We start from the raw sequence: 11,592 nt of genomic DNA, 5'->3' as shown, positions 1-11,592 counted from the left end.
CGTTCAGCCCTCGAGGCAATGCGGCGCAGCCGCGAGCATCGAGTGCTGAACGACCACGCCAAGGGGGGCCGAAACCCGCGCCGCCGAAGGCGGCGCCAATAAGCACAGGAGGCTCGTTGGACGACCAGTGGCAGGGCACCGGGCCCGGGCGGCCGGGCGGCGGCGGGCGTGTGCTCGTCACCGTGTTCGCCGTCGTGCTGGCACTCGGGGCTCTTTTCGGATATCGGGGTGAGCTGCCCGGGCTCGCCCGCCCGGGACCGGATGTGGCGGTGGCTCCGGCACGGCCGATGCCGCGGCCGCCGTTGGACGCCGACGACGTCACCCGGGACGTTTCGCCGGTGCTGGTGAACATCACCGCCACCACGCGGGCGTTCGGGGCGGCGGCGGCCGGATCGGGCATCGTTCTCACCGGCGACGGCCAGGTGCTGACCAGCCATCATGTCGTCAAGGGCGCGAAAGCCGTCCAGGTCAGCCGGGTCGCGGACGGAACGGTGTACAACGCACAGGTCCTCGGGTACGACGCCCGCGCCGATATCGCGTTGCTCTCGCTCACCGGAGCCGCCGGCCTGGCGGCCGCCCGGATCGGCAGCTCGTCCGATCTGCGGGTCCGGGACGAGGTCGTGGCGATCGGCAATGCCGGTGGCAGCGGCGCCGCCACCGCCGTTCCGGGCCGGGTCAGCGACCTGGACAGCACGATCATGGCAGTGAACGAACAGGATTTTTCCCGCCAGGCCCTCACCGGGATGCTGGAGATCGAGGCGCCCGTCAGCTCCGGGCAGTCCGGGGGTGCGCTGGCCGATCACACCGGTGCGGTGGTCGGGGTGATCGCGGCGGCATCCGGGGAGCGGGACCCGCGGCCGGGAGATGCCGCCGACCCACCGAACGGGTACGCGGTCCCGATCGATGCGGCCATGCGGGTGGTGCGCCAGATCCGGTCGGGAACACCCACCGAATCGGTGCATATCGGCCCCGCCGCGACCCTCGGTGTGGTGATCTCCGATGCGAGCCCGCGCGGGGCGCGCATCGATATGGCGATCCCGGGACTACCCGGCCAGAGCGCGGGGCTGGCCAGCGGTGAGATCGTGACCTCCATCGACGGCCGGGCGGTGACCAGCGCCCGGGCCCTGCGCACGGCCATCGATACGCGCCGGCCGGCCGAGGTGGTGCGGTTGGGGGTATTGGAAACCGACGGTGACAAGCGGGTCGTGCCGGTGCGGTTGGCGCCCGGATAGGGCCCGCCCGCGGCCGGTGATCAGAACAGCGACAGCCAGTAGTCCTGGAATCGCAGGAACACCAGCACCAGCACCAACGCGTAGAACACTGCCACGAAGGTCCAGCGCCATTCCGCGACCACCCGCAGCGCCCCGCGGTCGTTACCCCACAGCTGTCCGGTGAGCACCGCGAGCAGCGGGGTGATGATCGCCCAGACAACCATGCAGTACGGGCACAGTGCGTTGATCCGGTACAGGCTCTGGAAGATCAGCCAGCAGATGAACAGCGTGCCCGCGGCCGTACCCAGCCACAGCCCCGCCCAGACCCAGCGGGGCAGGCCGATCCCCGCGACCGACAGCACCGCCAGCGTGACGACCACCGAGAACCCGACCACGCCGATGATCGGGTTCGGGAACCCCAGCACCTGCGCCTGATCGGTGACCATCACCGACCCGCAGGACAGCACCGGGTTGAGGCTGCACGACGGGACGTACCCGGGTTCGCTGAGCAGTTTGAAATCTTCGACCAGCAGGACCAGCGACGCTACCCAGCCGGCCAGGCCGGTCAGGAGCATGATCCAGGCGGCCCGCGGCGAGGTCGTGCTCACCGGCCCGCAGCCGCCTGGATCGCGGTGGTCAGGGCGGCGGTATCGAAACCGGTCTTGTCCTGGTTGAGGGTGAGGTTCACCTGCTCACCGTTGACGAATACGGTCGGCGTTCCATCGATACCCTCGGCCAACGACTGGTCCGACATCTCCGCGACGTAATCGTTGTAGGTGCCGTCGCTGATGCACTTGTCGACCGCGGGGTCGGTGTAGCCGGCCTGGTGGGCGATATCGATGAGCTGCTCGTCCGACAGGCCCGCCCCGCCCTCGGGCGGCTGATTCCGGAACATCAGCTCCAGCCAGTCCGGGTATTTTTCGGTGCCCTGGTCCGCGACGCAGTAGGACGCGTTCGCCGAACGAGTGGAGTAGTTGGTGCTGGACATCTTGTCCAGATACCCGACGATGTTGTATTCGATCTGCGCGGTGCCGTCGGCCACCGCCTGCTTCAGTAGCTCGCTGTGATCGGCTTCGAATTGCTGACACACCGGGCACTGCATATCGGCGACGATACGAACCGTCGCGGGGGCCTCGGGCTGCCCGACCCGGATGGCGCCGTTCTCGGTGGCCGCTGCCGGTACCGGTCCGTCGTAGTCGGAACCGGAGTTGCGCACGGCCAACCCGATCCCGATCGCGGCCACCAGTGCCACCAGGACCGCGGTGACGCCCACCTGTATCGCGATCTTGCGATTGCGTTCCGCGCGCTGGGCTGCCGCCAGCGGATTCGGCCGCCCGGGTTTCTTGCTCACCGTGCGTTCACCACGCCTTTCGCTACCTGGATGCCCCACCCGGTGGTAGGCCCGGCGGGGGCGGCCGGATACCCGGCACACCGTCCCCATCATTGCCCGGCTTGCTGAGAGTTTCCACAACCCGCCGCGTGCGGGCCGGTCAGGCGCGCTCGAGGCGGCGTAATTCGGCCGCCGGATCGAACGTGGGGGCCGGCCAGTTCAGGTCCAGTCCGCGCAGGGCTTCGATCAGCAGTTCGGTCACGGCCAGCCGGGCGTACCATTTCGCATCGGCCGGAATCACGTACCAGGGCGCGTACTCGGTGCCGGTGCGGTCCAGTATCGCCTGGTAGGCCTGCTGGTAGGCGGGCCAGTAGCCGCGTTCGTCGATATCGCCGGGGCTGAACTTCCAGTACTTGTCCGGTCGCTGCAGGCGTTGCCGCAGCCTGGCCTTCTGTTCGTCCAGGGAGACGAACAGCGCGACCTTCACCAGCGTCGTACCGTTGTCGACGAGTTCCCGTTCGAATCGGTTGATCTCCTCGTAGCGTCCCTGCCACACCTCCTCGGGGACCAGTCCGTGCACTCGGGCGACCAGCACGTCTTCGTAGTGGGACCGGTCGAACACCCCCAGCTGCCCACCGCGGGGCAGGGCGCGGCGGATCCGCCACAGGAAGTGGTGCTGTTTCTCCTCCTCGGTGGGCACACCGAAGGCGGCGTGGTCCACGCCCTGCGGGTCCACCGAGCCGATCACGTGGCGCACGATCCCGCCTTTGCCGGCGGTATCCATACCCTGCAGGACCAGCAGCACGCTGCGCCGATCACCGGAGCGTCCATTGGCGTAGAGCTTCTCCTGTTCGCCGGCCAGTACCCGCCCGCGCTCGGTGAGCAGCCGTTTACCCGCCTGCTTGTCGCCCGGGAAACCGGGGCGGGCGGAGGTGTCGAGGTCGGCGATCCGCAGACCGTCGGCGCGCAGTGCCCGGCTCGCGGGTTCGTTCCAGTACTCGGCCATCGCAGCAGTATCACAGGCGGGGCGTTCTGGCGCGGATCCCGGCCAGACCGAGCAGTGTGCCGGCGAATTCGGTATCCCCGACCGGGTCCAGGACCAGGACGTCGGCGGTGGTCAGCAGATAGCGTCCGTCACCGCGGATATCCAGCCAGCTGCGATGCCGGGTGGGCGGCGACATCGGATCGTCCGGGGCGACGGTCACGGTGAGGAAACCGCGGGAATCCACCGGTTCCCGCAGTGTTTTCCGGAACAGCGCCGCGTCACAACCGGGAATCGGCACATCGGTGAGTACTGCTTCCTGCGGTTCGCGCAGCGGCCCGTGGGTGCCGCGGCGGGCCGAACCGATCAGCGCGACCAGCCGGTCCCCGAGCTCGTGCGCTTGGCACATCTGCACGGTGACTCTGGTGGCGGTGGCGTGTAGGACGGCGGCGTGGTGCTCTATCACGGCGGCGAAGCCGAGGATCTGCTCGGTTTCCGGCGATTCGCCGTTACGGGGGAGCACCGAGCGTTCTCCGGAGAGGGTGACGGCGGTGGCGTCCGGGCGGGCGCAGAGCATGAGCGCGGCTGCCAGATCGGGGTCGGCCTGTCTGGCGAACCGCTGGGGTAATCGCAGGGCGGCCAGTTCCGATTCGGTGCGGACAACGCTGGCCGGTGCCAGGTTCACGGGGTAGGGCCGGCGCTCCAGGCCCGTCTCGGCGGCCCAGACGTAACTGAATTCGTCGGGGGTGAATATCCATTTCACCGGTGCGGGCTCCCACGGTCGGCGCCGGTGGACGTATCGGGGAACCTGGGCACCCGATCCCCGGAAGCCGGGAGTGTGGGGAGGTAGATGGTGGTCATCGCATCCTGCGCGTCGGCCGTGGCCGCGGCCGAGGCGATATCGTGGTCCATCCGCCGCCGGCCGCCGTGAACGGCCTCGGCCGCCGGGTCGTCGAGCGGGCGGTACGGTCGCGGGGCGGCCAGCGCGGCCCGCAGTGTTTGCGCCGCATCGGAATTACCCGTCATGATCCGCTGCAGCGCCCGGCAGACATCGTGGGTCGCCTCACCGGTGCGGATGAAATCCTGGGTGGCCTGCCACGCGGCGGTTGCCGTGTGCCCGGACCAGCCGCCGAATTCCCGGCGGGCGGTATCGGCGAAGGTCGCGAAGGCCGCGGCCACGGCGTCGGCGTTCGATTTCCAGGCAGTGGCCGATGCGCCGAGGGCGGCGGGGTCGAGTACTTCGTGGACGCGGTCCCAGATCTCCTGATGGGTGAAGCTGCCGAAGCATTCGCGTTCGGGCGCGAAAGGTGGGTCCAGTTCGGCGAATTCAGCCATTTCCGCCCCCTTCGGCCTGCGCGGCGACGGCGAGCGCGGCCCGGTTCGCGAGATCGGCTTCGGTGAGCCGGCCCGCGGCCGCCAGATAGGCCGCTTTGAACCGGAGGGCGGTTTCCTGCAATGCGGTGAGGGTGTCCAGATACTCGACGGCTTTACCGGCGAAGCCGGCGGCGAGGGCGTGCCCGGTGGGCAGATCGGGAAAACCGGCGGTACCGGGGGCCGCGGCGAGTTGCCGGCCGCCGGCCCGGGCCGCTTCGAGATCCGTGACCAGCGCATCGCAGGCGGCCGCGAGGCGCAGGGCGACATCGTCGGTGAGGGTGAAGGAATCCGTGCCGCCGGTCGTGGCAGCCGCGTACAACCGCCGGGCCGCACCCTGGCCCAGTTCCGGGAGCGACATCTGGAATCCCCCTTCCGGACCGTTGGTACGACCCGTGACTCTACCGACGAGTAGCCCGCGGCGCCCGCGAAAACCTGTCGTGCCGGGGGATCGCACTGTGAAATGGCGCACGAGACAGGTGTTTTGCACACGGCCGGGTGAGTCAGACCCCGCTGTTCGAGGTGGTGGACCGTCCCTCGTGCCGCGGAGCGCCGGCCGCCGGCTTCACCGCGGTGAGGTACTGCAGGAACCGGTGCATCTGCTGATCGATATCGATCAGCCCGGCCGCGGCGAACAGATCAGGGAAGGTCTGTCCGCCGAACATGCGCAAACCGCTGACCGCGGCGGTGCGCCGGGTCAATTCGCCGAATGCGTTATCGGGGCGGTAGCTGGTGGTGACCGCCAGGCGGCCCCCCGGGGCCAGCACCCGGATCATCTCCCGGGCCGCGTCCAGTGGGTCGGGGATCAGGTAGAGCGCGCCGAAACAGCAGACGGCGTCGAAGGTTCCGTCCGCGAACGGTAGATACCGGGCGTCGCCGCGCACATAGCCTGCCCGCGGCCCGGCATTGTCGGCCAGTGCGCGGGCCAGCATCGGCGGTGAGTAATCGATACCGGTCACATATCCGTCCGCGGGCACGTGCTCGCTGAGATAGCGCGTGAAATTACCCGGACCGCAGGCAATATCCAGAACGCGCCGGGCCGTGCCCAGCCGCAGCGATTCCACCGCGAAGCGACGATCGGCGCCGGTGCTGCGACCCGAGGCGAGGTAGAAAAGCGTGGGCCGCCAGGCCCGTTCGTACACCGCCGCCAGCGCCGGGGCGTTCATCGTCCGCCGGGCGAGGTTCATACCAGCGGCTCCACAGCGATGGTCATTCCCGCGGCCCGCAGCCGTTCGGTCAGGACATCGCCCATGGCGGCGGCCGGGGTGAGGATGCCCGCGATATCCGGTTTCGGATCGAACGCCAGCGCCAGCCCGCTCTCGCCGAGCAGTACTGCGGTCGCCTTGTAACCCGGATCGCCCTGGCCGGCGAAGGTCGCGAGATAGCGTGCGCCCGAGGTGGTGCGCGTGTAGGTGCGCATCCGGAACCAGCCGTTCTCCCGGGTCCGTTCGCCGGGACCGGTACCGGGCGCGGGCAGGATCCGGTCCAGCAGGGCGCGGCCGGCGCGGAACCGCGACAGCAGGCCACCGGCCGCGATACCCGCCACCACACCGCCGGAGATACCGGCCGCGACCACGGGCGCCAGCCGCGAATTACCCGCGCCCATGGTTTCGCGGTAGCGGAAGTTCTTGCCGTACACCCAGCCGAGCAGGCCGTTGCTGCGGCGCACGATCTTGGTGTTGTGGGCGGCCATGATGAATGTGCCCACCCAGCCGTCCAGACTCGGGTCGATCTCGCGGGCCCGTTCCAGGACGAGATCGGATTGCCGGCCGACCTCGGGGTCCATGGATTTATCGGGGCTCAGGGAATACGGATGGCTCAGGATCGCGCCCTTGGATTTGTCCGCGGCGACAGCCTCCATCATCGCGCGCCCCGAATCGATCGTGCCGCCGCTCACCCCGCCGCGCAGGGTGGCGATCAGTGTGGTGTCGCCGAGTTCGCCGGTGTTGTCCGCGACCGTACGCCGGTAGAGCTGGTAGACACTCAGATCCGACGGCACCGAATCGTAGCCGCAGGAATTCACGATCTTGGCGCCGGTACGTGCGGCCTCGTCGTGATACGAGTCGATCGCCTCCCGGATGAACAGCGGTTCACCGGTCAGGTCCGCGTAATGCGTGCCGGCTTTCGCGCAGGCGGCGACCATCGGCATCCCGTACCGCAGATACGGGCCCACCGTGGTGATCACCGCGGTGGTGCGGGCGGCCAGCGCGTCCAGGGAATCCTGGTCGGTGCTGTCGGCCACCACCAGGCACCAGTCGTGCGCGCCGATCTCGTCGCGGACGGCCGCGAGCTTGTGTTCGGAGCGGCCCGCCAGCGCGATCCGCGCCGTCGCGGGGGCGGCGCCCAGCAGGTACTGGGCGGTGAGTTTGCCGACGAAACCGGTCGCGCCGAAAACGATCAGGTCGAATTCGCGTGTATCGGTCATGAAATGAACCCCTCGTGGATGTGCTGTCGTGGACGCGGTCAGCCGGTGCGGCGCCTACCGCGTTTACGCGGCCGGCGCCGGTCCAGCCATTCCCGGTGGACCCTGCCGAGTTCGGTAACCGGCTCGTCGCCGTACAACCATTCCCGGGCTATCCGATGCCAGTTCGCCGTGGCCTCCAACTGTCCCAGCATCCCGAAGGTCAGGAAATCGGCGCGCCGGGAGAACAGATGTTCCGGGGGTAGGTTCTGCTGTTTCATCCCGGTGAATTCGCTCGAGCGCGGGTCGACGGCGAGGAGGAACGCACCGCTGGCCAATTCCGGAGTGATGGTGAGTTCCTGGTCCACCAGACACCATTCGGACGCCGAGAGCACATATTCCAGGCATTCCTCGACGCCGATCTCGTCGGTCGAATCGATGACCCCGCGCTGGACCATCAGATCCCGCAGATCCGCACCGCGATCCTCGGCGGCCGCGCACAGGCAGATCGCCTCGAACCGTACATGTTCCGGATCCATCCGGTTGAACAGCCCGAAATCCAGGAAACCGACGCGGCCGTCCTCGGCGAGCAGGACATTCCCGGGATGCGGGTCGCCACAGAATTCGTTGAACGTGAAAAGCGAACCCACATAGAAGCGGTAGATGATCTCGCCGACGCGGTCGCGTTCGGCCCGCGGCATGGCGCGAATATCCTCGAAGGCCGTTCCGGCCAGATACTCGGTGACCAGCACCCGCTGCGTACTGTGCTCGAGCACCGGCTGCGGGACCACGATGAACGGGTGGCCGGCGTAGAGCGTCGCGATATCGCGCTGGGTTTCGGCCTCGATGTGATAGTCGAGTTCGGATTCCATGTTCAGCCGCAGCTCGTCGAGTACCGCGGGGGTCACCCAGGGCATGGCCGACTGCAGGACCCGCCGGAACATGGTCAGATTCTTGAGGTCGGCCCGCACGGCGGCATCGATCCCCGGGTACTGCACCTTCACCGCGACCTGCCGGCCGTCGTGCAACCGCGCCAGATACACCTGCCCGATCGAGGCGGCGGCGATGGCCTCCGGTTCGAATTCGGCGAACACCGCGTCCAGCGGCTGCCCGTAGTCCTCCTCGATCACCGCGCGCATCGCCTCGAACGACACCGACGGCGCGGCATTACGCAGAACCGCCAGCCGTTTCTGGAACCGTTCGCGGTGATCCGGCGGGACCAGGTCGAGATCGAGCACCGACATCATCTGGCCCAGCTTCATGGCCACGCCCTTCATGGTGCCCAGCACCATGACCAGCTGTTCGGTACTGCGCAGAATCGATTCCTCGGCCATCCGCGCCCGCACCGCCTCCGAGCGGCCGCGCATCGAGAGCCGGGCGCGCTGGGTGCGCACCATCGACCCCGCGGCGACCGCACCCAGTTTGGTGCCGCGGGCCAGCCGGGAAGTCGGCACTTGTTTCGCCATCGAGGTACCTCCGTTGGTGCCGACGCGCGCCTACGGTGGCCGGAGAACTCAGCCGGTTCTCCGCCGCCGCACGGCAATCAGACTAGCCAAACCGGCGGGGTTGTCGAGCCCGGCGAGCCGGGTGGCTCAGACGGCCTGGTCGCCGGAGGGGATCGGCGGCAGCACGTGCTCCTGGGCGCCGAACTTGTCGCGTGAACCGCCGGCGCGGGCCATCCCCTCGATGGCGCTCCACACCATCATGGTGAGGTAGTCGATCACCTCGTCGCGATCCATCGACTTGTTGGTGGTCCACCAGTGGGTGGCGAGCTGGATACCGCCGACGATCACATACGACCACAGCATCACCCCCTCGGTTTCGATACCGAGGGCGCTGCCGCGTTCGGTGATGGCGGCCGCCACCACCTCGGCGAACAGCCGCTCGAAATCGGCCAGCGAGGACGGGTCGCCGGAACCGGTGCCCATGATGAACCGGTAGACCTCGGGGTCGTCATCGACCGCACCCACGTATTCGGCGAGCGCGGAACGCACCAGCTGGTACTCGTCGGCGTCCAAACTGATCGCCCCGTACACCCGGGGCATCAGGGTGATCTCGATGAACCGCTGCATAGCGGCATTGACCAGATCGTTCTTATCGGCGAAATAGCGGTACAGGACGGTTTTGGAGACGCCGATCTCGGCGGCGATCTCGTCCATCCCGGCACTACCACCGCGGGTACGCACCGCCGCCAGCGTGCCGTCGACGAGTTCCTCTCGCCTATTGATCTTGTGCTGGCGCCAGCGACGTTTCCGCCCGTCGGTCCGCGGGGCACGCACCGGCGCCGATCGATCGGCGGGATTCCCGATATCGAGCAGGTCATCGGTGGACAGCGTGGGCTCCTCGGTCCGTTCGGTTCGGTTCCTCCACTCTAGGCTGTGTTGTTTCGGCGCGCTGGCGCGCGCGGGTTTTGGCCCCTTTGGACCAGGCGTCCAGCCCCCTATACTCGCGCCTGCGGCGCTTTGCCCCGCGGGCTTAACGCATGGACGGGCCAAAACCTCTGAGGGCCTCGCTGGACTCGGCGCCGCTGCTGGTCAAGTTCACCGTGGTCCGGTCGAGGGGACGCCTTGATCTCCCCCTTTCGGGCATCCGTATGGCCCATATCAATGGGTTCGGGGCCCGTCTCGTTCTGGAGCGACGGAGCGGGGGAGCGAAGCGGAGGAGCGGAGGAGCGGAGGAGTGAAGAACCGGGCCCGTACGGCCCCCACCCCTCGAGCCGCGGAGCGGCTCCAAAATTACAGCCCGCCCCTTCGCGGATGGGTCGCCCCAACACCATGGTCAACCGGCACCCCGGCCCCCACGGCTCACTGCGCGACCAGGGTCACCCGGGGCAGGCTTACCCCGCGCTACCGGAGGCGCCGCAAACAACACAGCAGAATGGAAGCTATGCAGAAAGCGACCGGCAGCAGTGCGGTGCTCGATTCCGCTCCCGCGACTCCCGGCCCCGGCGGTTCGGCGCAACCACCGGGCGTCTTCTCGACCCTCACCGATGACGCGGCCAAACGGCGTGACCTGCGGCGGATGAAGATCGTGGCCACCGGGCTGCTGGCGGTGGCGACCGTCATCTACCTGGTGTGCCGCTGGCTGGAGTCCCGCGGTGGTGCCGGTGACTGGGTGGGCTATGTGCGGGCCGCGTCGGAGGCGGGGATGGTGGGGGCGCTGGCCGACTGGTTCGCGGTGACGGCGTTGTTCAAGCATCCGCTGGGCCTGCCGATTCCGCATACCGCGATCATCCGGCGTAAGAAAGACCAGCTCGGCGCCAGTCTGGGCAACTTCGTCGGCACCAATTTCCTCTCGCCGGAGGTGGTCACCGCGAAGGTGAACTCCGCCCAGATCCCGTGGCGGGTGGGGCGCTGGATGGCGAATCCGGCCAATGCCGCGCGGGTGGCGGACGAGAGTTCGACGATTCTGCGCGCGGTGGTCGGAGTGCTCCGGGACGAAGATGTGGAGCAGGTGATCGATAACACGATCGTGAAGCGGATCGCCGAACCGCAGTGGGGTCCGCCGATCGGCCGGGTGCTGGCCGAACTGCTGGCCGACAATCGCCAGTTGCCGCTGGTCGACCTGCTGGCCGAGCGTGCCCACCAGTGGGCGCTGGGTAGTCAGGAGACGGTCGACCGGATCGTCATGGGGGAGGCCCCGCAGTGGGCGCCGAAGTTCGTGAACGTGCTGCTCTCGGAGAAGGTGTACCGCGAGCTCGTCGAATTCACCTGGAAGGTGCGCTCGACCCCGGATCACGAGGTCCGGCTGGCCGCGAACCGATTCCTCGAGGAATTCGCCCATGACCTGCAGTACGACGAGGCAATGATCGCCAAGGCGGAGCGGATCAAAACCCAGATCATGGGGCGGGAGGAGATCACCGGCCTGGCCGAGGCCACCTGGCGGGCGGCCAAGCGGCTGATCCTGGAATCCGCCGACGATCCGGACAGCACGTTGCGCCGGAAGGTGGCGGAGAACGTGCAGCAGCTGGGTGAGCGGTTGCGCGACGATACCGATGCCCGCGCCAGGGTGGACGGGTGGATCGAGCGCGGGGCCCGGTATCTGGCCGCCAACTACGCCGACGAGATCGCCACCATCGTCAGCGATACCGTCGCCCGCTGGGATGCGGAGGAGGCCAGTAAGAAGATCGAGGTCCAGGTGGGTCGTGATCTGCAGTTCATCCGTATCAACGGCACGGTGGTGGGCAGTCTCGCGGGTCTGTTGATCTACACCGTCTCCCATCTGATGTTCGGCGGATGACGCCGGCGCGGGAGTGTCCGACATCTTGCTAGCAGAAGTGCTTGCTATTGCTAGCACC

The 11,592-nt window shown here is 68.2% G+C and carries 12 protein-coding genes; 2 read left to right on the top strand and 10 right to left on the bottom strand.

Features of this window, described 5'->3' with window-relative positions; translation table 11 throughout:
• Positions 1 to 116 precede the first annotated feature (116 nt).
• Entirely contained in the window at positions 117 to 1,232 is a 1,116-nt protein-coding gene (locus tag QH196_RS22870; RefSeq protein ID WP_280417869.1) for a S1C family serine protease, read from the top strand.
• Between the two features lie 20 nt (positions 1,233 to 1,252).
• Here the strand turns inward: QH196_RS22870 and QH196_RS22865 are convergent, their stop codons facing one another.
• The 10 genes from QH196_RS22865 to QH196_RS22820 all read right to left on the bottom strand — a co-directional run bounded on the left by QH196_RS22865 (position 1,253) and on the right by QH196_RS22820 (position 9,574).
• Positions 1,253 to 1,786 (bottom strand): vitamin K epoxide reductase family protein, encoded by a 534-nt coding sequence (locus QH196_RS22865; RefSeq protein WP_432279540.1) that lies wholly within the window; start codon positions 1,784 to 1,786, stop codon positions 1,253 to 1,255.
• Positions 1,787 to 1,815: 29 nt separating this feature from the next.
• Positions 1,816 to 2,562, bottom strand: coding sequence for a DsbA family protein (locus tag QH196_RS22860; RefSeq protein WP_280417867.1), 747 nt, complete (start codon positions 2,560 to 2,562; stop codon positions 1,816 to 1,818).
• Positions 2,563 to 2,701: 139 nt separating this feature from the next.
• Positions 2,702 to 3,547 (bottom strand): polyphosphate kinase 2 family protein, encoded by an 846-nt coding sequence (locus QH196_RS22855; protein WP_280417866.1) that lies wholly within the window; start codon positions 3,545 to 3,547, stop codon positions 2,702 to 2,704.
• A 10-nt stretch (positions 3,548 to 3,557) separates the two neighbouring features.
• Complete coding sequence (locus tag QH196_RS22850) at positions 3,558 to 4,286, bottom strand: ESX secretion-associated protein EspG (protein WP_280417865.1); 729 nt, start codon at positions 4,284 to 4,286, stop codon at positions 3,558 to 3,560.
• Positions 4,283 to 4,858: a hypothetical protein gene (locus QH196_RS22845; protein WP_280417864.1), complete on the bottom strand. Its 576-nt coding sequence runs from the start codon at positions 4,856 to 4,858 to the stop codon at positions 4,283 to 4,285. Before QH196_RS22845 ends, QH196_RS22850 begins: the two co-directional genes overlap by 4 nt.
• Complete coding sequence (locus QH196_RS22840; protein ID WP_280417863.1) at positions 4,851 to 5,255, bottom strand: hypothetical protein; 405 nt, start codon at positions 5,253 to 5,255, stop codon at positions 4,851 to 4,853. The genes QH196_RS22845 and QH196_RS22840 overlap by 8 nt, the downstream gene beginning before the upstream one ends.
• A gap of 142 nt (positions 5,256 to 5,397) precedes the next feature.
• Positions 5,398 to 6,081, bottom strand: coding sequence for a class I SAM-dependent methyltransferase (locus QH196_RS22835; RefSeq protein ID WP_280417862.1), 684 nt, complete (start codon positions 6,079 to 6,081; stop codon positions 5,398 to 5,400).
• A complete protein-coding gene (locus tag QH196_RS22830; RefSeq protein WP_280417861.1) occupies positions 6,078 to 7,319 on the bottom strand; it encodes a saccharopine dehydrogenase family protein in 1,242 nt (413 codons plus the stop codon). The genes QH196_RS22835 and QH196_RS22830 overlap by 4 nt, the downstream gene beginning before the upstream one ends.
• 38 nt (positions 7,320 to 7,357) lie before the next feature.
• On the bottom strand, positions 7,358 to 8,761 hold the full coding sequence (locus QH196_RS22825) for an ABC1 kinase family protein (RefSeq protein WP_280417860.1): 1,404 nt from the start codon (positions 8,759 to 8,761) through the stop codon (positions 7,358 to 7,360).
• A 126-nt stretch (positions 8,762 to 8,887) separates the two neighbouring features.
• Positions 8,888 to 9,574, bottom strand: a complete 687-nt coding sequence (locus QH196_RS22820; protein ID WP_280417859.1) for a TetR/AcrR family transcriptional regulator — start codon at positions 9,572 to 9,574, stop codon at positions 8,888 to 8,890.
• Positions 9,575 to 10,181: 607 nt separating this feature from the next.
• Here QH196_RS22820 and QH196_RS22815 point away from each other — a divergent pair.
• The gene (locus QH196_RS22815) at positions 10,182 to 11,534 is read left to right on the top strand and encodes a DUF445 domain-containing protein (protein ID WP_432278037.1); all 1,353 of its coding nucleotides are present in this window, start codon (positions 10,182 to 10,184) and stop codon (positions 11,532 to 11,534) included.
• The last annotated feature ends 58 nt before the right edge of the window (positions 11,535 to 11,592 follow it).

The organism is Nocardia carnea (assembly GCF_029868325.1).
GTDB classification, from domain to species: Bacteria; Actinomycetota; Actinomycetes; order Mycobacteriales; family Mycobacteriaceae; genus Nocardia; species Nocardia carnea_C.
This window is presented reverse-complemented; position numbering and strand designations above follow the sequence as displayed.